This window comes from Candidatus Thiodiazotropha endolucinida (assembly GCF_001715975.1).
Lineage (GTDB): Bacteria > Pseudomonadota > Gammaproteobacteria > Chromatiales > Chromatiaceae > Thiodiazotropha > Thiodiazotropha endolucinida.
In genome coordinates this window covers 51,421-71,783 of record NZ_MARB01000023.1, presented here as the reverse complement: position 1 = coordinate 71,783, position 20,363 = coordinate 51,421, and the positions used below count along the sequence as shown (strand labels likewise).

18 protein-coding genes and 3 pseudogenes are annotated in these 20,363 nt (G+C 49.7%); 13 read left to right on the top strand and 8 right to left on the bottom strand.

Translation table 11 applies throughout. From position 1 onward, the window contains the following. Positions 1-66: 66 nt before the first annotated feature. The gene (locus CODIS_RS16745) at positions 67-735 is read right to left on the bottom strand and encodes a GGDEF domain-containing protein (RefSeq protein ID WP_069127188.1); all 669 of its coding nucleotides are present in this window, start codon (positions 733-735) and stop codon (positions 67-69) included. 650 nt (positions 736-1,385) lie between these two features. Here CODIS_RS16745 and CODIS_RS16740 point away from each other — a divergent pair. The 3 genes from CODIS_RS16740 to CODIS_RS16730 all read left to right on the top strand — a co-directional run bounded on the left by CODIS_RS16740 (position 1,386) and on the right by CODIS_RS16730 (position 5,396). After that, positions 1,386-3,188 carry an oleate hydratase gene (locus CODIS_RS16740; RefSeq protein WP_305782122.1) on the top strand — a complete coding sequence of 601 codons (1,803 nt, stop codon included), beginning with the start codon at positions 1,386-1,388 and terminating at the stop codon, positions 3,186-3,188. 122 nt (positions 3,189-3,310) lie between these two features. After that, entirely contained in the window at positions 3,311-4,543 is a 1,233-nt protein-coding gene (locus CODIS_RS16735) for a patatin-like phospholipase family protein (protein WP_069127187.1), read from the top strand. Positions 4,544-4,841: 298 nt separating this feature from the next. Next, the gene (locus CODIS_RS16730) at positions 4,842-5,396 is read left to right on the top strand and encodes a Spy/CpxP family protein refolding chaperone (RefSeq protein ID WP_069127186.1); all 555 of its coding nucleotides are present in this window, start codon (positions 4,842-4,844) and stop codon (positions 5,394-5,396) included. A 306-nt stretch (positions 5,397-5,702) separates the two neighbouring features. Here the strand turns inward: CODIS_RS16730 and CODIS_RS16725 are convergent, their stop codons facing one another. Both CODIS_RS16725 and CODIS_RS16720 read right to left on the bottom strand, forming a co-directional pair. Further along, the gene (locus CODIS_RS16725; protein ID WP_069127185.1) at positions 5,703-7,079 is read right to left on the bottom strand and encodes an ATP-binding protein; all 1,377 of its coding nucleotides are present in this window, start codon (positions 7,077-7,079) and stop codon (positions 5,703-5,705) included. Continuing rightward, entirely contained in the window at positions 7,063-7,794 is a 732-nt protein-coding gene (locus tag CODIS_RS16720) for a response regulator (RefSeq protein ID WP_069127184.1), read from the bottom strand. The genes CODIS_RS16725 and CODIS_RS16720 overlap by 17 nt, the downstream gene beginning before the upstream one ends. A 182-nt stretch (positions 7,795-7,976) precedes the next feature. Here CODIS_RS16720 and CODIS_RS16715 point away from each other — a divergent pair, with 182 nt between their 5' ends. The 3 genes from CODIS_RS16715 (at position 7,977) to lpxA (ending at position 10,196) form a co-directional block, all read left to right on the top strand. Continuing rightward, entirely contained in the window at positions 7,977-8,369 is a 393-nt protein-coding gene (locus CODIS_RS16715) for a hypothetical protein (protein ID WP_069127183.1), read from the top strand. 85 nt (positions 8,370-8,454) lie between these two features. After that, positions 8,455-8,943, top strand: a complete 489-nt coding sequence (locus CODIS_RS16710) for a DUF4405 domain-containing protein (protein WP_069127182.1) — start codon at positions 8,455-8,457, stop codon at positions 8,941-8,943. Between the two features lie 479 nt (positions 8,944-9,422). After that, positions 9,423-10,196, top strand: coding sequence for an acyl-ACP--UDP-N-acetylglucosamine O-acyltransferase (gene lpxA, locus CODIS_RS16705; protein WP_069127181.1), 774 nt, complete (start codon positions 9,423-9,425; stop codon positions 10,194-10,196). 38 nt (positions 10,197-10,234) lie between these two features. Here the strand turns inward: lpxA and CODIS_RS16700 are convergent, their stop codons facing one another. Both CODIS_RS16700 and CODIS_RS16695 read right to left on the bottom strand, forming a co-directional pair. After that, a complete protein-coding gene (locus CODIS_RS16700) occupies positions 10,235-11,335 on the bottom strand; it encodes a DegT/DnrJ/EryC1/StrS family aminotransferase (protein WP_069127180.1) in 1,101 nt (366 codons plus the stop codon). Positions 11,336-11,353: 18 nt separating this feature from the next. Continuing rightward, positions 11,354-12,289 carry a Gfo/Idh/MocA family protein gene (locus CODIS_RS16695; protein WP_069127179.1) on the bottom strand — a complete coding sequence of 312 codons (936 nt, stop codon included), beginning with the start codon at positions 12,287-12,289 and terminating at the stop codon, positions 11,354-11,356. A gap of 247 nt (positions 12,290-12,536) precedes the next feature. On the opposite strand from CODIS_RS16695, the pseudogene CODIS_RS16690 reads away from it, so the two are divergent. The 3 genes and pseudogenes from CODIS_RS16690 to CODIS_RS16680 all read left to right on the top strand — a co-directional run. Continuing rightward, positions 12,537-12,908: pseudogene (locus CODIS_RS16690) on the top strand (IS91 family transposase); the annotation flags it as partial. A 388-nt stretch (positions 12,909-13,296) separates the two neighbouring features. After that, positions 13,297-13,668, top strand: coding sequence for a hypothetical protein (locus CODIS_RS16685; protein WP_069127177.1), 372 nt, complete (start codon positions 13,297-13,299; stop codon positions 13,666-13,668). Positions 13,669-13,670: 2 nt separating this feature from the next. Beyond that, positions 13,671-14,693 (top strand): helix-turn-helix domain-containing protein, encoded by a 1,023-nt coding sequence (locus tag CODIS_RS16680; protein ID WP_069127176.1) that lies wholly within the window; start codon positions 13,671-13,673, stop codon positions 14,691-14,693. Here the strand turns inward: CODIS_RS16680 and CODIS_RS16675 are convergent. Together CODIS_RS16675 and CODIS_RS16670 are read right to left on the bottom strand one after the other, a co-directional pair. Next, the gene (locus CODIS_RS16675; RefSeq protein ID WP_069127175.1) at positions 14,647-15,513 is read right to left on the bottom strand and encodes a CPBP family intramembrane glutamic endopeptidase; all 867 of its coding nucleotides are present in this window, start codon (positions 15,511-15,513) and stop codon (positions 14,647-14,649) included. The two genes, CODIS_RS16680 and CODIS_RS16675, sit on opposite strands and share 47 nt — an antisense overlap. Positions 15,514-15,568: 55 nt before the next feature. Continuing rightward, the gene (locus CODIS_RS16670) at positions 15,569-16,318 is read right to left on the bottom strand and encodes a MipA/OmpV family protein (RefSeq protein WP_069127174.1); all 750 of its coding nucleotides are present in this window, start codon (positions 16,316-16,318) and stop codon (positions 15,569-15,571) included. A 604-nt stretch (positions 16,319-16,922) separates the two neighbouring features. On the opposite strand from CODIS_RS16670, the pseudogene CODIS_RS21440 reads away from it, so the two are divergent. From CODIS_RS21440 to ppk2, 4 genes and pseudogenes are all read left to right on the top strand, one after another. Continuing rightward, positions 16,923-17,564 (top strand): annotated as a pseudogene (locus CODIS_RS21440) (transposase); the annotation flags it as partial. After that, positions 17,553-17,735: an FG-GAP repeat protein gene (locus CODIS_RS21630; protein ID WP_305782123.1), complete on the top strand. Its 183-nt coding sequence runs from the start codon at positions 17,553-17,555 to the stop codon at positions 17,733-17,735. The pseudogene CODIS_RS21440 and the gene CODIS_RS21630, both read left to right, overlap by 12 nt. A 517-nt stretch (positions 17,736-18,252) precedes the next feature. After that, positions 18,253-18,610, top strand: a pseudogene (locus CODIS_RS16655) (heterodisulfide reductase-related iron-sulfur binding cluster); the annotation flags it as partial. 256 nt (positions 18,611-18,866) lie between these two features. Then, complete coding sequence (gene ppk2 / locus CODIS_RS16650) at positions 18,867-19,613, top strand: polyphosphate kinase 2 (RefSeq protein WP_083220848.1); 747 nt, start codon at positions 18,867-18,869, stop codon at positions 19,611-19,613. Positions 19,614-20,086: 473 nt separating this feature from the next. On the opposite strand, the gene CODIS_RS16645 is transcribed toward ppk2, so the two are convergent. Beyond that, entirely contained in the window at positions 20,087-20,329 is a 243-nt protein-coding gene (locus CODIS_RS16645; RefSeq protein ID WP_268805718.1) for a DinB/UmuC family translesion DNA polymerase, read from the bottom strand. Between the last annotated feature and the right edge of the window lie 34 nt (positions 20,330-20,363).

Sequence of the window (20,363 nt, the reverse complement as noted above, 5' to 3'; positions counted from 1 at the left end):
ATCAATCGCTAGATTGAGCGGTAATTACACCGCCAAACGAATTTGACGGCTGACGACGGGTAAAAATCAACAGCCTGCTAGTTCATCATTGATTTTCTTGAAATGATCAACATCCATAATAATTAGTGTGAATGCAGTATTTGTTCTATTAGCTTGATGTATCGCCTGTTCCAGAGAGTCTTTAAGAAGTGTTCTATTGTACACATCTGTTAGCTTGTCAGTAATCGCCATTTTTTGCAGTTCGCTATATTGAATGGCTATGATATGAAGAAAAATAGCAGAATATGCACTGACCAATGAGAATGTTACAGTGAATCTGATGGCTTCGTGTGTCTCAAAAAGGTGCCAGACTAGTGGAATATTAACCAGTGCAAATATAATATTTGATATCCATGCCTGACGTTCTGACATCATAAAGTAATATAAAATTAATGTTGAGTAACACCAATAGGTACCGGTTATTCCAAGCAAATTTGTTAGATAGGCGACAAACAAAGTTGTAAATGGGGTCAGCCAGACAAACGTATAGATGGTTTTATATGTTTTCTTATGACAGCTCCAGGCAACCAAGTAAAGACTCAACGAGGTGATCACGGCGCCTATACCAATTCCCACGTGTTGATGAGTCAGGTGATAAAAAGCAAAAGGCAATATCAGGGTTGCGGCGGTGACAGAAAGCCAGAATGTGGATTTAAGATGAAATTCTGTTTGATGCCGCGAGTTCAAATCATCCATATATTTGGAGGAACCTCTGATTAAATTAAATGTTCAAGCAATAATAGCATTTTTTGTAAAGACACCTGAATCTATAATGCGCCAACAAAGTTTTATGATAACAACTTCGAGAAATTCCGTAAAAAGACACGCGAAGAGCTGTTTCTTGATAATATAAATTAAATTATTCCTTGGCTAAAATTTACTGCTGCCATTGAATCTTTCAATCCCAATCCCAATCCCAATCCCAATCCCAATCCCAATCCCAATTCCAAGAGTGCAGGTTGACGTTTCGAAAACCTGATTAACCCTAAGACTGAAAGACTCCTTTCCCGATAAGGACGATACGCACACATTTCATAGCGTCCAGAAGAGAATCTTCTTTAATGAATATGCCGGATATACGGAAGCAATCCTGTCTCTGAACATAAGGTCTTACAATACGGATTGAGACCATATGTATGGGTTAATATATCAAGATAAAAGTGGCTTGAATTATTCAGGGCGGAATGGGAGGCAGACCTTTACAGATGTTGATGGACTGCGCCTCATAATGGTGCAAATCAAAGAATATTACTTCTCAAACCATGAAGATGATAAATGCGTATAAAGATAATATGAATAGGGACGATATTAGGTTAACTGATCAAATATAATGGAGGGAATTCACTGTGATCGGTAATTACAATAATGTTATTGCATCTCGTCCAGAGGGAGTTGAAAACAAGCGCGCCTATCTTGTCGGTGGCGGTATTGCATCGCTAGCGGCGGCAGCATACCTGATAAGAGATGGCCATATGGCTGGCGAAAAGATCACTATTTTGGAACAGCTCGATATAAATGGTGGTTGTCTGGATGGTAGCGGCAATGCCATCGACGGCTACATTATGCGCGGTGGCAGGGAGATGGAGGCTCACTATGAGTGCACCTGGGATCTGTTTTCGTTTATTCCTGACCTGAAGCGTAAAGACCCTGATGCGCCATTCACCAGCCCGGAGCCAGAACTTGCTTCCGACCAGGAACGTACAGTTCTAAAGCGGATTCGTGATGTCAACCAATGGGACCCCAACTCCTCCAAATGCCGTTTGATGAGTAACTGTGGCGAGCCGGATCGCGACCCTTCGTTAGGGCTCTCCCATAGCCATGTGATGGAACTGACGAAGTTGACCCTGAAGACTGAAGAAGAACTGGGTGCAACAACCGTGGAAGAGTTTTTTTCGGACTCTTATTTTAAAACCAATATGTGGTATTTCTGGACGTCGATGTTTGCCATGGAGAGATGGCACTCGGTAGTCGAGATGCGGCGCTATATGCAGCGATTCATGCACCTGATGCCGACGATGAGCAGGCTGGAACATATTCTGTTTACCACCTACAACCAATATGAATCCATGGTCTTGCCGCTGCAAATCTGGCTCAAGGATAAAGGCGTTAACTTTGATATGAAAACCCAGGTCACTGACCTGGACTTCGAGATCGTCAACGGTGAAAAGACCGTGACCGCTATCCATCTGCTGCGTGGCTCTGCAGAGACAAGCGAAACAATTGTCACAACAGCGGACGATCTGGTATTCGTTACCAACGGCTCGATGGTGGAGAATTCCACCACAGGCAATAACAATGAACCCGCAATTCTGAATCGGGAGCCTGGTGCTTGCTGGCAGTTGTGGAAAAATATTGCTGCAAAAGATCCTGCTTTTGGCAGGCCTGAGGTTTTTTGCTCAGACATCGACAAAAGCAAGTTTGTCTCTTTCACCATTACTGCGACAGACTCGCCGATTGCGGATTTGCTAAAAGAATTTACCGGCGTGGATCCCTATACCCACAAAGCTGTGACCGGCGGCATCATGACGATCAAAGACTCCAGCTGGCTCATGAGTGCAACCTGCAACAGGCAACCTCAATACAGGAGTCAGCCCGTCGGTGACTACCAGCCAAAACAGCACAAGGATGAGCCGGACAAAAACGTACTGGCTATCTGGGCCTATGGCTTGTTTCCAGACAATACCGGTGACTTCGTGAAAAAGAAGATGAGCGATTGTACCGGTGAAGAACTGCTTACAGAGCTACTCTACCATTGGGGAGCCAAAGACCAGATTCCCGCTATTATGAAGACGGTCAAAGTTATTCCTTGCATGATGCCATATATCACCAGCCAGTTTTTACCACGCGTCAAAGGTGACCGACCGGAAGTTATTCCTGAAGGAAGCAAAAATCTTGCGTTTTTGGGGCAGTTCGCCGAGATCCCTGATGATTGTGTATTCACCGTTGAGTATTCGGTCCGCTCGGCAATTATGGCTGTTTATAAGTTACTAGGTATAACGGACAAGACCCCGCCGGAAATTTACCCTTCAAAGGACGATGTGCGAGTGATCATCAAGGCAAGCGAAACGATGTACAACGGTGAAATCCCCGGAGAGCACCTTCTGAGCCACTTGTTGAAAGGTACTAGCCTGCAAGGCCTGCTGAAATGATTGGAGGTTATCTTTCCTGTGTCGGAACACCCGATTACCAGGGCCGATTAGATTAGTGTTAACAGGCCCTAATAACCACGCCGGAAGCAACGGTTCATGTTAAGCTAACTCTGGATAAGCTAATGAAAAAAACAATAAAGCCTTTTGTTCTATTTCTATCCGTTATTGTTTCAAGCATCTGCAGCACCGCCGGAAGAGCAGCGCAAGACACAGCAGAGCCACAAGCAGGAAAAATCATCATTTTGGCGATCGATGGAGGGGGAATCAAAGGCGTTATTCCCGCGACATTTATTCAGCATATTGAATCCTCATTAAAGAAACTGTCTTACCAGTTGTTCGATGTAATAGGAGGAACCTCTACCGGCGGCATCATCTCCGCTGCTCTCACCACACCCAGGAAAACCACTGGTCACCCTTACACCGCCGAAGATATAGTAAATATTTACAGCCATGATGGTGGCAAAATCTTCTTGGCTCAGGACTGTAAGGTTGAGCAGTGTGCAACCTACTACGCTGATAACGGTAACGGCGGCGGAGTTGAACCCTACATGCAGAAAATGTATGGCCCCGACGTATCACTTGTTAGTAGTCACAATAAAATGCAATCTTTAGCCGGTAACCGTGTAAAGCATATGTTCACCACTTCGTATATTGTAAACAACAGCCAGAACAAAGTATCAAAACCTGTTCGCGGCGATAACTTTGGTCCATATCTTTTTAACTGGTTTGATGCTGCCAATAGCCCTGCTACCGATAACTACTATGTATGGGAGGCCGCCAGGGGAACGAGTGCTGCCCCAACATATTTTCCGATTGCTAATGTGGGTGGCAAGAATCCCCTCAGGTCTGCAGCGGCCAACAAGTGGGTAGTTGACGGTGGAACCATGTCTAATAACCCCGCCACTTGGGGCGTTACGGAAGCCTTAAGAACAGGTATGGCCTCACGCCTGGAAGACATAATTGTTATTTCCCTTGGAACGGGAATATATGAAGGTGGTGCGGGCGTAGGCATCAATAGCAATGCGGTAACGGGTATCGTTCCAGTAGATGGTAATTGGAGCACGACCCCCTGGATGATCGAGAAGCTGGACGACCTTGAGGGCGCCGATCACAGCAGGGGTGTATTGATGAGCATCGTGCTTGATGCCGTTCAAACAGTCACAAACAGCCAGTTGACTGCCTTGAAACAAGCAGGACTCAAATATTATCGGCTCGAGCCTGAACTCACCTACACGCAAAGTCATATGGATAACATACATCCGCGCAATATTCAGTCATTAATTGCAACGGCTAATGCGTACATAGAGGGAGAAGGGGCAGAAACATTCAAGGCTATTTTGAATGAATTGCAGTAACGAGTAGTAACGCGAATACGAACACCGCGAATGTCAGGGGGTTCTTGAATCTCATCAGGGCTCGGTGCGTATTACGCACCATTGAGAAGCCGGATATATGTCTAAGACCGTATTTCTCTCAGGCCGTCATCCATTGGGTAAGTGGAAATAAATATGATCCAGTAATTTCTTGACTTACTTGGGGCGTACATGTATGTCCTTGTTTTTCTTATTTATTCTTTTTCTAATCCTACCCTTCCCAATTACAGGCTATAGTTGGAATTACTCGAGAGTAAGTATTTGAGAGGAGGAGAAAGAGATGCGGCAGTACACACAGGTTCTCACTAGTTTACTAATATTATTTACAGGAATCTTTGCTGTAAGCGGTGCTATGGCAAATCCCTATAAGCAGATGGGCGGGATGTATGGAATGCAACCTGCTGGCATGGCAGGTTATGGAAAGCATATGGGAAGCGATCGGGGTGGAATGCACCATGGGCATCATTATGGTCATCACGGTGGTCACAGTAAGCTGCTGAGCCCGCACTGGAAGACGACACTTACCCCAGAGCAGCGGTTTCGTATTGATAAGATGCACTTGGATTTCACAAAGGCGAAAATGACCCTGAAATCTAAAGTAAAGGCGTTAAAGACGGAACTCGCCATATTATCTACTGCCGATCAGCCGAATTCCGCGGCAATTGACAGCAAAATCGAAGAACTGCTGGATGTTAAGAAGAACATCATGCGTATCCGTTACTCACATATCGTTAACATGCGCTCGGTGTTGAACAACGAGCAGCGACTATCCTATGACCTGGATGTCCTAAAGAGAGCGAAGCTAGGCAAAAAAGGTAAAGGAAGACACCATTAGTAAACAGTAAAGGGGTGGAGCGAATGGTAATTATTATTATTCCCTCCGCCCCCATTTTTCTGCTTTCTCGTTTTTCTCTGAGTACCGCTCTTAACTCTCAAATGACGCCTTCAACATCGACATCGAGACCTGCAGTGCCTGCGGCGGCGCCATGAAGGTGATTGCCTGTATTAAAGATCCGATAGTGATCAAGCAGATTCTCGATCACCTGAAGCATTAAGCAGAAGCCAGTGAGCTGCCCAAATGCCGGACGCCACCGACTAAGTCGCACCACCATCCGTCAGCTACTGCTGGACCGGGGTGAAGTTATTCACCGTTATAGTGCGGCAACCACACCTTGGCACGCAGTCCGCCCTCCGGTCGATTCATCAGGCTAAGCTTTCCGCCATGGGCATACACGATGGTTCTCGCCACAGCGAGCCCAAGTCCGGTCCCGCCGGTTTCGCGATTGCGTGAGGCCTCCAAACGGTAGAAAGGAGTGAAGACCGCTTCCAGGCTCTCTTCCGGGATACCGGGGCCTGCGTCATCGATGACGATTTTGACCCCCTCACTGAGTTCATTGAGCCTGACGGCGACGGACGCACCATACTTCAACCCATTATCGATGAGGTTGTTCAAGGCACGCTTCAGTGCGATTGGTCGACAAAGAAAGACCAATTTTTCGGGGCCTGTGTAATTCACATCACCACCCAGATCGGCATGGTCATCCAACAGGCTTGTCAGCAAGGCAGCCAGATCGGTCGATCTGGCGGCTTCGTCCGCCGCCTCGTCCCGTGCAAAGCCAAGGGTGGCGGAGAGAATGGACTCCATTTCAGCCAGGGTGGCGAGTGTCTTCTCCCGCATCTCGTCATCTTCGATATATTCGGCCCTGAGCCGCAATGTGGTGATCGGTGTACGCAGGTCATGTGAGACTGCGGCCAGCATCTGCGATCGGTCGGAGATATGCCTCTGCAGGCGCTCCTGCATCTGGTTGAAGGCTCGTACGGTATTGCGCACCTCGCGTGGTCCCTTCTCCACCAAAGGCGGTTGCGCCTGACCGAGACCGAAACGGTTGGCCGCATCGGCGAGTTGTGCCATCGGGCGCGCCATCCTTCTTGAGATATAGAGGCCACTGAGAATCACCAGCACCAGCAACAGTGCCAACAACTGCAGGGTCTTGCCCGCCCAGGGCGGCGGTCCCTTGAAATTGTCTGTGTGGACGTTGAGCCACTCCCCCTCCCACAAGCGGATGGATATGCTGACACCGCCGAAATCGCGTGGGTGCCCCAGCTTATGCCGGCCATCCCGCTCGTCGCGGAATCCCCTCTCATGCCCATCGAAGGCGATACGCACCCTGACTGATGACTTATCGTCGAGATGAAGCCGGCGTCTCAATTCGTGTGAGATCCTGTGTTCCAACGGGTGTCTGGACGGCGAGTTCACTCGTGGCTGATCACCCAGCACGATATCGTCGCCCCTGCCGGCAACCCGCTCGATGATTCGCAGACGCTCCTCGTCATCCGCATCCTCCAGCAGGCGCGCGAGCGTCACCACGCGATCCAGTAGATGAAATCGATTGCGCTCGTCGAAACGCTCCCGGCGTTCGTCATGCAGCAGCCAGGCACTGCCGATGATCAACACCAGTGTCATGGCAATCAGGAGCGACAGCGTGCGCCCCGCCAACGTATCAGGCCACAGGTGCATGGCGCTTTACCTTGGGGACGAAAACATACCCGCCACCGCGAACGGTCTTGATAATCTGCGGGTTCCTCGGCGGATCGCCGAGCTTGCGGCGCAGGCGACTGACCAGGGTATCGATGGAGCGGTCGAAGGCCCGTGAATCCCGCCCTCTCGCCAGATCGAGCAACTGATCCCGACTGAGCACCCGACCCGGACGGGTGACGAACGCCATCAGCAGGGCGAATTCCGCTGTGCTGACCGGTACCAGGGTCTGTGCCGGATCGATCAGCTCCCGTGCTTTCGGCAGTAGCGTCCACCCTTGAAACTCGAGTCTCTCCGGCGCCTCCTGATTGACCCGCTCATGTGCGCCAGCGGTACGGCGCAGGATCGCCTTGATGCGAGCCAGCAGCTCTCTTGGATTAAAAGGCTTGGCCAGGTAGTCGTCGGCCCCCATCTCGAGACCGACGATACGATCGGTCTCCTCCCCCATCGCCGTCAGCATGATCACCGGAATGTCGGATTCGGCACGGAGATTCCGGCACAGCGACAGACCGTCTTCGCCCGGCATCATGAGATCGAGGACGATCAGGTCGATGGCGGCGTCGGCCAGCACCCGTTTCATGATGACGCCGTCCGCCGCCGTTGTGACGCGATAACCGTGGTCGCTGAGAAAACGCTCGATCAACTCGCGGATCTCCGCGTGGTCATCGACGACCAGGATGTGGGGCTGCTTATCCATGGTAGAGAGTCTACCGCAACTCATCGCGCCACCGTAGGGAACTTTGTGACCGATTATGTCAACCGGACCGGTTGACACATGTCGTCACAAAAAGGCCCTTTTCTGACAACTTCCGAACACACTTCAGGCGTGAAATAGCAATCGTCGAAGAGACACACCCACTACAACATGAGGATTAATTCATGAACAAGATTGCAAAATACACCGCTATTTCCGTTGTCGTCGCCACTACCGGACTGACTGCTTTTGGCGCCACCGCCGGTTGGGGAGATTATCGCGGCAACTGTGACCGTAAAGACATGGGCGACAAACACACCATGATGATGAAACGGATGAAAAAGAGTGAGTTGAAGGCAGATCGCGATCTGAATCTGACTTCAGACCAGGCCAGGACGCTGGTTGAAGCGCGACTGATCATGCGCGGTAACGATCGACTCAAGGTAGGCCAGATCAGTGAGAAGGACGAGGAGACCTATCTGGTCGATATCGTTACGGTAGACGACTCGCTGGTACGACAGATAGAGGTAGACCGGAACAACGGCCTGCCGCGCGGACCTTTCGGGCCCAAGCGTTAATTCTCAGGCACATCACCACGAAAACGACCCGCCTGGGCGGGTCGTCAGCTTTTTTGAAAAACAGACAAAAGATTTAGGGAACACAATGAACCGAATCAATACACGACAATGGTCAACACCCATCATTATCGGTACCGGCATTTTTGTCGCCATATCCGGCGTGTTGATGTTTTTAGGCGTACACAATCCCATTGAACAGGCCCATGAATGGATCGGCCTAGCCTTTGCCTTCGCCATTGTTCTGCACATACTCAACCACTGGCCTGCATTTAAAAACTATTTTACGCAGCGACAGGCTGTCACGATTGTCGGTGCTGTCGCGATGGCGACCTCTGTTTTCATCGGCTCGTCGATGACCCAGACTGGTAGCAATCCGATGATCAGCATGATTCGAAGCTATGAAAGCGCCCCGCTGACCGAAGTTGCCCCACTCCTCGATGAACCTGCCGACGGTGTGATGGCGAGATTCGAGGCAGCGGGTTTCAGTGTCGGGGATACGGATATGTCCATAGCGCAAATTGCGGCAGCCAACGGTGCCGATCCAAAAGCTTTGATGCGAATACTGTTTAACTAGGACCTGGTGACAAATGTCGCTCTAAGACAGAGGGATTACAGAAATCGATTGATCAGAGGATTCTTTACCGGGTTGAATCGTACTTACTCAATAAGTGGTCATGGTAAGGGTGATATGAGGATATTCTCTGATTTCATTCATCGAAATGGTGGGGCCCTGCCCCACCAAAACAGGTTAAAAAAACATATACGAATTCTCATACTGCAGATCCTGCCTCCAGTTTTCTGTCTTGATATGCAGGGGTGTTGCGGTTATTCTCCCTAAACTTTCCATTGGCCCTGATTACCTTGCCAACGTTTCGGGTTGCCTCAAGGTGGCGACCTGATTCTTGATCACCCTACTGGTTTAGTGGATTGACCTCTCCATTGGTTAGCCCCTGAAATATAACGAGAAAAATGTCGGGGAGTGCAGATAAGCAAGAAAAGGACATGTTGATTTTGTAGCCAATACAGTTCTGATTGTATGGAGCAGGCAATAGTATGAGCATACATCCCACCGCCATTGTTGATACCGGCGCTGAACTGGGTCGCAATGTTTCCGTTGGACCCCACTCAATAATCGGACCCGATGTGGTCATAGGTGATGATTGCTGGATTGGGCCACAGGTTGTCATCAATGGACCAACCAGGATCGGAACAGGGAACCGCATTTACCAATTCGCCTCAATCGGTGAGGCGCCTCAGGATTTGAAATACGCGGGAGAGCCGACACAGCTGGAGATTGGCGACCGCAACACCATTCGTGAATGCGCCACGATTAACCGCGGCACGGTTAACGGCGGCGGGATCACCCGGGTGGGGGATGACAATCTACTCATGGCCTATATTCATATTGCCCATGACTGCACGGTTGGTAACGGGACGGTTTTCTCAAACAACGCCTCACTGGCGGGCCATGTTGACATCGGAAACCAGGTGATATTGAGTGGTTTCACCCTGGTTCATCAATTCTGCTCTGTCGGTGACCACGCCTTTACGGGAATGGGGAGCGCCATCTCGAAGGATGTGCCACCCTATCTGATGGTGGCAGGAAATCCTGGTCACCCTCACGGCATCAACAGTAAGGGGCTTGAACGGCGAGGTTTCAGTCCGGAAGCCATCAGGGCGATCAAACATGCCTACAAGATACTCTACCGATCCGGACTGTCATTGGAAGAGGCGAAGCATGAGATCGCTGCCATGGCCGAGGAGGTCATGGAGTTGACCATATTTTCCCGCTTTCTGGGGCAATCCCGGCGCAGTATTCTTCGATAGTGATGTACACGCACTGTGGAATTTGAAAATAGAACCTTTTAGCCATTCGCCGCTTTACTTATAACATCCAGAATACGATCGATCTGCGCATCCTTCAACTCGGGAAAAACCGGCAGCGACAGGCACTGCTGAGAAATCCGCTCACTGACCGGAAGTGAGAGCCCCTGGCAATCATCGAAAAAAACCTCCTGCTGGTGAAGCGGGATGGGATAGTAGATGGCACAGGCGATCCCGTTGTCACGTAGAGCCTGCTGTATGGTATCTCGATTTTCCACCAGCAGGGTGTACTGATGATAGACGTGATGGCCGATCCCATCCTCATAGGGGGGCTTAATCCCTGGTATCTCTGCCAGCGCTGCGCTGTAACGGTGGGCAACGCGGCGTCTATTCTCGTTGTAGTTGTCGATACGTTTCAATTTCGCTCGTAAAATTATCGCCTGCAGTTCATCAAGGCGGCTGTTAAAGCCAATCTCGGAGTGATGGTACTGTTTCCAACTGCCATGGTTACGCAATACTCTAAGGTGCTCTGCCAGTTCGGCGGAGTTGGTGGATACCAGACCGCCGTCCCCGTATCCCCCAAGATTTTTACTGGGAAAGAAACTGAAGCAGCCGGCCAGGCCGAAGTTGCCGGTCTGCCTACCGTCAATATGGGCACCAAATGACTGCGCACAATCTTCAATCACCCGGAGATCGTGTCTCTCGGCGAGTGACAGGATGGTGTCCATATCGACAGGTTGTCCGAAAATGTGGACGGGCAATATTGCCCGGGTCCTTTCGGTGATAGCGTCCTCTACCTGGTTGAGATCCATGTTGTAGGATTGTGGATCGATATCGACAAACACCGGCGTGGCGCCTACATAACGGATCGCCTCGGCAGTTGCGATGAAGGTGAAGGGAGTGGTTATCACCTCGTCGCCTTTCTCAACTCCGGCGGCAATCAGCGCCAGATGAAGGGCATCGGTACCGGAGGCGACGCCAACAGTGTGGTCTACGCCCAGGTATTCAGCACACTCCTCCTCAAAGGCGCGCACATTAGGTCCGAGGATAAACTTAGTTTCTTCCAGTCCTGCCAGGAGGCCATTGTCGATCTCCTCCTTAAGATCGAGATATTGCTGCTTAAGGTCTACCATTGGGATCATGTTCTTCACCAGGTGGTATCAAGAGCCGAGCTGCTCGCTAATATCGATTGCCGTCTTTAGTGCCTCCCGCCCATCCTCGCCGGTAACTGGCGGTATGGAATTGTTCCTAATAGCATCGAGAAATGCTCGGATCTCGGCCATGATAGCATCGGAATTCGCAAAGACACTCTCTTCACTGATGATTTCAGGAATACCGGGAAATATCTCCTTTTCGCCCTTGCGATGAATGCTAAGGATCTTGTCCTGGAAATCGATCGAGATATAGGCATCAGGTTGAAAAATGCGCATTTTGCGCTGTGGCTTCAGACTCACCCGACTGGCGGTAACGTTTGCTACGCAGCCATTCTCGAATTTGATCCTGGCATTTGCGATATCGTACTCCTGGGTCAATACCGCCCCCCCCTTGGCATCTATTGACGCGATGGGAGAACCCACCAGATTTTGGATGATATCGATATCGTGGATCATCAGATCGAGCACCACATTGACGTCGGCGCCACGTAGAGTAAAGGGAGCAAGACGATGGGATTCAATAAATTGCGGATCCTTGAGTACACCTTCAAGCGCCAGTACCGCGGAGTTGAAGCGTTCCAGATGCCCCACCTGAAGTACCCGCTGTTTGCGTCGGGCAATTTCAATCAGTGCATCCGCTTCTGCAACGGTAACGGTTATCGGTTTTTCCAGCAGCACGTGGATACCGCTATCGAGGAATTCTGTAGCAACCTGATGGTGAAGCTGAGTCGGTACTACGACGCTGACGGCGTCCACCCTGTCCAAAAGCTCGTGATAGTCGGTTAACGCCTCTGTGTCGCACTCCTTGGCAACATTGGCAGCCGTATCAGGATCGATATCGACCACGGCGACCAGTTCCGAATTGTCCAGTGCGGCGTATTTTTGGGCGTGGTATCGGCCGAGATAACCAACACCGATCACAGCGGTTCTTATTTTATCCATTTCTGTGTGTGCGCTATCGTATGTTGATTTAATAAATCTAGCCTATTAAGCATACCAACAGGGACTGTTCCTCCCCTATTGAATAGGGATACTAAATCCAAGCAATGTGAAGAATACCGCAAAAAAAAGCTGAACGCTTGAGCAGATATTCTATGGACTCATGCAGGATACCAATGACAAAAAGAGGTTTCCAAATCGGCAAAACGGGTTCGAATCCCGTAACCCGCTCTAATATTCTTGTTTCTCAGCAGCGCTGGTTCCAAAACCCCGAGTGAACCTGACCCGGTTCCATGGCGTATTTGCCCCCAACAGCAAACACCGGGTTGATGTGACGCGGGCCAAACGCGGCAAAGGCCGTGCCCGAAAGGAAAACGAAGACAAAACACCCGAACAGCGTCACCAGGCCATGACCTGGGCGCAGCGCCTCAAACGGGTATTCAATATCGATGTCTCGGTGTGCCCAAAGTGTGGTGGTGAAGCCAGGGTGATCGCCAGTATCGAGGATCAGCAGATCATCGACAAGATACTGGCTCACCTCATGAAGAGAGGCGCATTACCGCCACCACCCGAGTTGCTGCCGGCAACGCGGGCCTCACCAGATTCAGACTGGTTTGCATAGCACTGGGATTTCATACTTCTCGACACGGCACAGCAGCCCAAGGATAGGTCGCCTGGCGGCCTGTTGTCTGAACCAAGCCGGAAGACCAGGAAGGCCGTGGAAGCAGGCGGATTCAGCGGGAAACCCGGGGAGTTGAGTAGATTTAAGGTCGGGTAGAGGGATAACTCAAGTGGTTTCTGCCACCTTGATAGGCGGGGGTGTTGCGGTTATTCTTTTTATACTTCGCATTTCCAGCATACTCCTCCCGATGGTGCTGGCGGATTTTCGCCCCACTGACAATGGCATAGTGAAACTGTCAGCAAAGTTTGATTTTGTGTTAATGAATGGATTTAGCTAGAGCCTATTAACCTATCTTCCACAGCCAATACAAAGCTTAAATGATCGTACGATGATTTCTGTAATAATCTTATTCGGGGCCCTGATACTGATCGCAGGTCTGATTATCCTGTTCAGCCCGGAAATTGTTTTAGGCTATTTAAAAGACAAACAGGAAAGGCCGGGGCTTCACATCTTGGCTGTCATTGGCAGACTGATCCTGGGAATACTCCTGATCAGCCAGGCAGCACAAGCAAAATTTCCCTTAATCATTGAAATCCTTGGCTGGCTCTCGGTTATTGCGGCCGTTGTGTTAACAGTAATTGGCCGCAAAGGTTTCCGCAGTTTGGTGTCCTGGTCACTATCCATTGCAAAAACTTATAGCCGGGTTGGTGGACTGTTAGCTTCTGCATTCGGCGTATTCCTGATCTATGCTTTTTTATAGCCATGCCTGCCAGCACCGACACTGAACACTTGAAGTTACTTGCCGAGCAGAATCAACATCAGTCCTGGGTCGATTATGGCACAGTCAAACCTACTCACCCCCTGCTAGACCGGTATATCGCCTGTTACACCTACTCCATAGGCTGCCTGCACGAGCAGCAAGCCAAACTGATCACCCGGGCCTACCCCACTGTGATGACCCAACTCTACTTCGAGTTTTATGGTGGCCTGAGTGAGATACGTGGCGAGGGGCACGGTTTTGCACAGCTTAATAAATCACCCTCAACCGCCAATAAACAGGAACCGGGAGTTGAAATTGCCAAACGCACTTACATCAAACTTGGTCTGGGTCAATGGTTCGATATCTACCAGCTAGCCAGCAATAGAGAGTCCAGACCGATCAAGAATCTGAAGGTTGATCTCTACCCGATAACCTTCTACGAACTCTTTCAGTACGCTCCCAAAGAACTTGACGGGGAGGACCTGCAACTTGCAGATCTTCTGGGACAGACCACCAGCACACTGATGCTGGAGGAGATGGAAGGCGCCAATACCGGTCAGGCCCTGATCACGATCGTTGAGCGATACTTTCTACAACACTTGTGGCAACAGATCAGTAATCAGCGCCTGGAAATTCGCAACCTCTCTCCATCAGATGGCAGCAACCACCAGACCACATCCACCAAGGGTTTCACACCCCCGCTTCCAAACCTTCGGCAGAGTCTGTCTGAACAGGCACAGATCTACCAAAAGAGTGAACGCTGGCTACAAAAACGTTATGCGGAAGTCTATGGCATGTCGTACAAACAGATTCAAAGCAACCTGAGGTTCAAACAAACCCATCAACAGCTTTGGCAGACCTTGTCGAAACGCCACTCCATCAACCTGACTGAACTGGCCTATCGGAGTGGTTACTTTGACCAGGCGCACTTCATCAAAGATTTCAAACGTTACACCGGCATGACACCCGGCCAATACCTTAAAACCAATTTTGACCAACAGAGCCAGTATCTCTGGTACTGGTAATAACCAGCTCTCTTTTACGCATGAATAGCGGCCACTGGTTACGGATAATCACCAGAGCAAAGAGTATCAGCACAACGGTCTGAACACTCTTTGTCTGTTGCGTCATACTCAGCATCTCCTGGGATAGATTGACAACAAAGTGAAACAGAATCGCCACCAGGATACTGCGCTGATTGATATGACAAATCCAGCTGATGATCACACCTAATACCGCAGTACTGAGGTAGAAATTCACAGCATACCAGGGGCTCAACTGATAGATCTCATATTGATATGAGTCATTCACCCATAACAGTGGCAGGTGCCAGACAGACCAGAGCAGACCAAATATCAGTGAAGCAGAGAGAAAACTTCGCCCCTTCTCAAGGCTCTCGAATCCATAACCGCGCCACCCCAATTCCTCAAACAGAGCTGCCAGGAAAAGCAGCAGTAAAACCGGTACAAAACCACTATTGAACGAAAAGGAGTCTGAGACCTGAAACTGTTCCACCGATCCACCAAACCCCAGCGAGACAACAATCGATAACAGCACTGAAAGAGGCATCAACGTCAGGGAGAGCAAAAACACACCAGGCCTGATCAGACTGAGACTCAACAGACGACATTTAAAATCCCTACGCAACGCGCCCTCCGGTTGCCGCCATATCAATACAACAGCAACCATCGCCGGCACCATCAACCCGAGTAACATAGGCAGCATATAGTAATCCACCCAATCAGGCTGGAAACTCATAACACCTCCCACACTCCAGAAGATTCCGGTACCTGCAAATACCGTCAGAAAATATTTTTTTGCTTGGTAGTTAAATCTGGCACTCATTGTCCGCATCCTCTTTATCCACAATCTCTTCAACTGGCTACCTTAGAAAACAGAGTTAAAACTGATAAAAAATGCCGGCATAGAGAGTCCACTGATCCTGCCTGGTGGTCAACGGACTATCATCGATCTCATCCGTCATCCATTGATAATCAGCACTGGCAATCAACGAGTATCTATCATTCAAGCGCTTCACGGCATTCACACCAGCAAACAGGCTATAACTCTCATCCGCCGTGTAGACTGGTCGCGACGAAGTCGACTCTTCCGGAGTCACACCAAAGTAGTAGTTGGTTTTCTTACGGCTCCAGAATTCTGAGCCGCCATACCAGTTGACCATGTAGGTTTTACCGTTCAGCAACGAACGCTCATACTCAACCCGGCCAGTGAATCCGTCATGAGTATTGGAAATATCGTGCATCAGCTTGGCTTTGGCCTGTCCACCCAGCAGATTCACCTCATAGACCAGACCAGCCTCCCAGGCCTGATCCCGGTTTTTCATACCTTCGAGTGCATCACTATCGTCGCTCTCATAACCATCGAAGGTACGACGAACCTCCACAGCCAGATTCTGGGTCTCCCCCTGAAAGAATCGATACCCGGCATTGATTCCCTGCAGATAGAAACGATCGTAATCCGCCAACAGAAGCGGCAAGAGGTAGTAATCCTGTCCCGCATCCTCATAAAAACTGCTATTCGCCGAGGCCACCACTCCGAATTCCACACGCTGCTCTGCGGCAAGGGAATCACTCATGGACAGAGAGACCAGCCCCATCAGGGCCAAGTGCATTTTCGGGCTTTGTAACATGACTTTTCTCCTTCAATTTTCAGATCATGAAAGAAGCATAAATCCGCACTGAGGATAAAAATTGTAAAAACCCGAACAGATGCGCAAAAATAAATTTGCCGCCCTGTGAGCAATCCCTACCGGGGATATCTCCAATACATATCCTTACTCAAGCCAGGATGGTTGAGCGTTAAGAGATCAGTTTTGGTATATTTTTTTAGTGATTCAGGGTGTCATTTAGTGATCATTTAAGATCACAAGCACCATGGCCAATGACAGGTATCTCCCGATGGAGAGCTATACAGCCAGCAGTAGATAAAAAGGGGGAGTTGCATCCACATATTGAGACAGAACATCAGTAAATGTCGAACAAAACTCAGATTTCTATCAACAAACCTTCCTGCGCCAATTCAAACTGGGGATACTCTCCACCTGAGCTACCAGCCTATGTTAAATCGATCACAGAAGGAAAAGCATCTTCGCCGATCGATGGCTCTTCATCGGCTAGTAATGTCTCTTCACCTATTACCTTAAGTGGCGGGTACGTTTTTATGGCACGCAGTCTTTATACATAGAAAACAATATGAGAACATTAGGCTCGCCATGGAATGGAGGACGTTATGCCGCAAGACGCATGGCCGAAAGCGCAGCGCTGCTGGTTGATGAGGTGTTACCAGAACAACCCCGTCCGTGGATGCTGAGCTTCCCATTTCAATTGCGGTTTCTGTTCGCCAGCCGTCCGCAACTGATTGGGCGGGTGCTGGGGATCGTTTACAGGGCCATATCGGCCCATCTTATTCAGAAGTCGGGATTTACTCGAAAAACTGCACAGACCGGTGCGGTGACATTGATCCAGCGATTCGGCAGTGCGCTCAATTTGAACGTGCATTTCCACATGCTCTTCCTTGACGGTGTCTACACCGAAACAAAATACGGTAAAACACGGTTTCATCGTACCAACGCGCCCAACCAGCAGTGATTGGTGGCGTTGGTGCATCCGATCAGCCACCGTGTGGCCGGATTTCTGGAGCGTGAAGGCATCCTGTAACGGGATGAAGAAAACAGTTACCTGAACCTGGAAGAGGGCGACGAAGATCCGATGTAACAGGAATTGGGCTGTTCGGTCAGCTACCGTATCACCATCGGGCCGCAGCAAGGACGTAAAGTGTTCACGCTGCAGACCCTCCCGGCCTGGGAAGACGATGATCGGTTTGCCCAGGTCGCGAAAGAATCCGGGTTCAGCCTGCATGCCGGGGTGCGGAGTCAGCAGGTTTATCTCGAGGCGGTCCATACTGATGGGGGTGATCAGTTTGGCGCCAGTGTAGCGATCTCTGGGGATACTCTGGTGGTAGGTGCTCCTGAAGAAGACAGCAGCGCAACCGGTGGCGAGGCAGACAATTCAGCGCCTGGTGCAGGCGCGGTCTATACCTGGCAGTAATCCATGAAGGCCAGAAATACAGATTTAATCCGACAGGTTGGGGATCAGGGTTAACAGCGCGGCAAGCTGCGTTCACGGACCGGTCGCCACACAGCCCACCTTATGAACGTCACCGACAGGAACTGACACTTCTCTACCAAATATTGGCTACAGAATAAAGTAGTAGATTTTGTAACTGAGCCATGAATTTCGGGTAGCAACGATGTACCGGGTGCTCAATGTCCATCCGAGTGGCTTCTATGCATGGTTCAAGAGCCCGTTATCCAAACGGGCCTGGGAAGATCAGCGGCAAACCGGTCTACACGGCACAGCAACTGAAGGATAGGTTACCTGGTGGCATGTTGTCCCAATTCAGCAGGAAGGCCGGGAAGTCAGTGTGAGGGGGTAGATTCAACCGGAAATACGGGCTGTTGAATCGATTGAGGCTGGATGGAAGGTTATTTCCGGTGTATCCTGCCTCCAGTTTTCTGCTTATATGCAGGGTGGTTGTGGTCATTCTCCTTATACTTCGCATTAGCAGACACTGCGCAATCCATTGAGGCTTGATGGCACTGATTCAGTACCGATACTGCACAATCCTGGTAAGCTGTCTGAGGAAAATTATGCGAATTTCTATTTTCCCGACTGCGGCTCTGAGCGGTTGTTCAGTGAAGTCGGCATAGCCACACTGGCCATACTTCGTGAAGTGGGTGCGGAGACAGTCATGCCACCCGGTTATCGCTGTTGCGGCTATCCACAAACCGCAGCCGGGCTGTACGACCGGGGACGCCAGATTATATCCGAGAACAGGATACTGTTTCATCGTATCGCCATTACCCTTAAATTACATGGGTATCAAGACAGTTCTGATCTCCTGCGGAACCCGTATGGATCAACGCTACCTGAAAAATGAAGTTACATTGAAGTATTGAATCAATTCAGGGATGGAGTAAAACAAAATAGTCGACCTGAGATATAAGACTGGATTGAAAACACAAATAATTCAATAACCCGAAAATGGGAGGCAAACATGGCGAACATAAGATTTCAACCATCCGCATTAGACAAAGGCGTTCCCAAGCATATCGTTGATAAGGTAAACGCATCCAAGAAGAAGCAGCTCATCGGCCCCCAGTATCCCTATGAAAAAAAATGGGTCGTGAAGAGTATGAAAAGGAAAAAGCAGAGCTTCAAGTGGAACTGCTGAAACTGCAAAAGTGGGTGAGGGATACCGGAGAGCGCATTGTAATGATCTTTGAGGGCAGGGATGCCGGTGGGAAAGGAGGCACGATCAAACGTTTCATGGAACATATGAACCCCCGGCAGGCTCATGTTATCGCTCTGACCATACCCAGTGAAAGGGAACTCGGCCAGTGGTACTTCCAGCGTTATATCAGTACACTGCCTACTAAGGGAGAAATCACTCTCTACGATCGCTCCTGGTACAATCGCGGTGTTGTCGAACCGGTAATGGGATTTTGTACCACGGAACAGCACAAGATGTTCCTGAAGCAGGCTCCGATCTTCGAACATATGCTTGTCGATGACGGTATTCGATTATACAAATTCTGGTTTTCCGTCAGTAGAGAAGAACAGTTCCGGCGCTTTAAATCACGTGAAACCGATCGCCTCAAACAGTGGAAGTTAAGCCCAGTAGACCAGGATGGCTTAAAGCGTTGGGACGAGTTTACCGAAGCGAAGAATATCATGTTTGAAAAAACGGATGTTCCTTGGGCGCCATGGACAATCATTCGATCTGATGGTAAAAAGCGAGCCCGCCTGAATTGTATGCGTTATGTCCTCAACAGCTTGCCATATGCGGATAAGAATAAGGAGATTGCCATACCTCCCGATCCAAAAATTGTTGGAAGTGTTGGAGAAATGTATAAGTATACATAGTGAGTGCAACAATTCTGGATACTTTGTTTGTAACATGACTGGCCCCTTAACGCGGGCCAGTCATGCTCAATTGCAGCACTTTCTCTCATAAACCCATAAACCATAAACCCATAAACCCATAAACCCATAAACCCATAAACCATAAACCCATAAACCATAAACCATAAACCATAAACCATAAACCGGGACAGTCACTATTTGCATGCCTGAGGCTGGTTATCGCACGATTGAGGAAGTGAAGTACCACATTACTGAATATATCATTGGATACCATAGCCAATTCAGGCCACATACTCACAATGACGGATTGGCGCCGAGGGTAGTTGAGCAACAGTATTGGAATGCATATAAAACCGTGGCCAAAAAGACTTGACCAATACAGTTGCGTAAAGGCTATCCTGTTTGGGGCCGAGCTCGGAAGTCATCTCGTCGAACAGGTCGCCTTGGTTCGCCAGGTGATAAGCATCACTCTCTCACACGCCTATGCCCAGCCCAATCAGTCTCACCGGTCGCCCTTCCCAATCTTCGACCCGGTAGAGTGCCCAGGCCTGTCGGAAGATCTCCAGGTCCACCGCGGTCGGTGTCGGCAGTGTCCGGCTACGGGTGTGAGTCTCGAATCCTTGGAATCGGATCTTGACGGTTACCAGGCTTCCCATGCGCCCCTCTTGGCGGGCAACATAGCCAACCTCCTGCGTTGCCCAATGACTATGTCTCAGCAGTCACCGATAACACCGGTAAAATATGCAGCTC

Coding starts and splice junctions, on each gene's coding strand:
- lpxA (WP_069127181.1), top strand. CDS start 9,423: ATGAGCATACATCCCACCGCCATTGTTGATACCGGCGCTGAACTGGGT.
- CODIS_RS16680 (WP_069127176.1), top strand. CDS start 13,671: ATGCCTGCCAGCACCGACACTGAACACTTGAAGTTACTTGCCGAGCAG.
- CODIS_RS16720 (WP_069127184.1), bottom strand. CDS start 7,794: ATGGATAAGCAGCCCCACATCCTGGTCGTCGATGACCACGCGGAGATC.
- CODIS_RS16730 (WP_069127186.1), top strand. CDS start 4,842: ATGCGGCAGTACACACAGGTTCTCACTAGTTTACTAATATTATTTACA.
- CODIS_RS16710 (WP_069127182.1), top strand. CDS start 8,455: ATGAACCGAATCAATACACGACAATGGTCAACACCCATCATTATCGGT.
- CODIS_RS16715 (WP_069127183.1), top strand. CDS start 7,977: ATGAACAAGATTGCAAAATACACCGCTATTTCCGTTGTCGTCGCCACT.
- ppk2 (WP_083220848.1), top strand. CDS start 18,867: ATGGGTCGTGAAGAGTATGAAAAGGAAAAAGCAGAGCTTCAAGTGGAA.
- CODIS_RS16735 (WP_069127187.1), top strand. CDS start 3,311: ATGAAAAAAACAATAAAGCCTTTTGTTCTATTTCTATCCGTTATTGTT.
- CODIS_RS16695 (WP_069127179.1), bottom strand. CDS start 12,289: ATGGATAAAATAAGAACCGCTGTGATCGGTGTTGGTTATCTCGGCCGA.
- CODIS_RS16745 (WP_069127188.1), bottom strand. CDS start 735: ATGGATGATTTGAACTCGCGGCATCAAACAGAATTTCATCTTAAATCC.
- CODIS_RS16685 (WP_069127177.1), top strand. CDS start 13,297: ATGATTTCTGTAATAATCTTATTCGGGGCCCTGATACTGATCGCAGGT.
- CODIS_RS16670 (WP_069127174.1), bottom strand. CDS start 16,318: ATGTTACAAAGCCCGAAAATGCACTTGGCCCTGATGGGGCTGGTCTCT.
- CODIS_RS16725 (WP_069127185.1), bottom strand. CDS start 7,079: ATGCACCTGTGGCCTGATACGTTGGCGGGGCGCACGCTGTCGCTCCTG.
- CODIS_RS16700 (WP_069127180.1), bottom strand. CDS start 11,335: ATGATCCCAATGGTAGACCTTAAGCAGCAATATCTCGATCTTAAGGAG.
- CODIS_RS16675 (WP_069127175.1), bottom strand. CDS start 15,513: ATGAGTGCCAGATTTAACTACCAAGCAAAAAAATATTTTCTGACGGTA.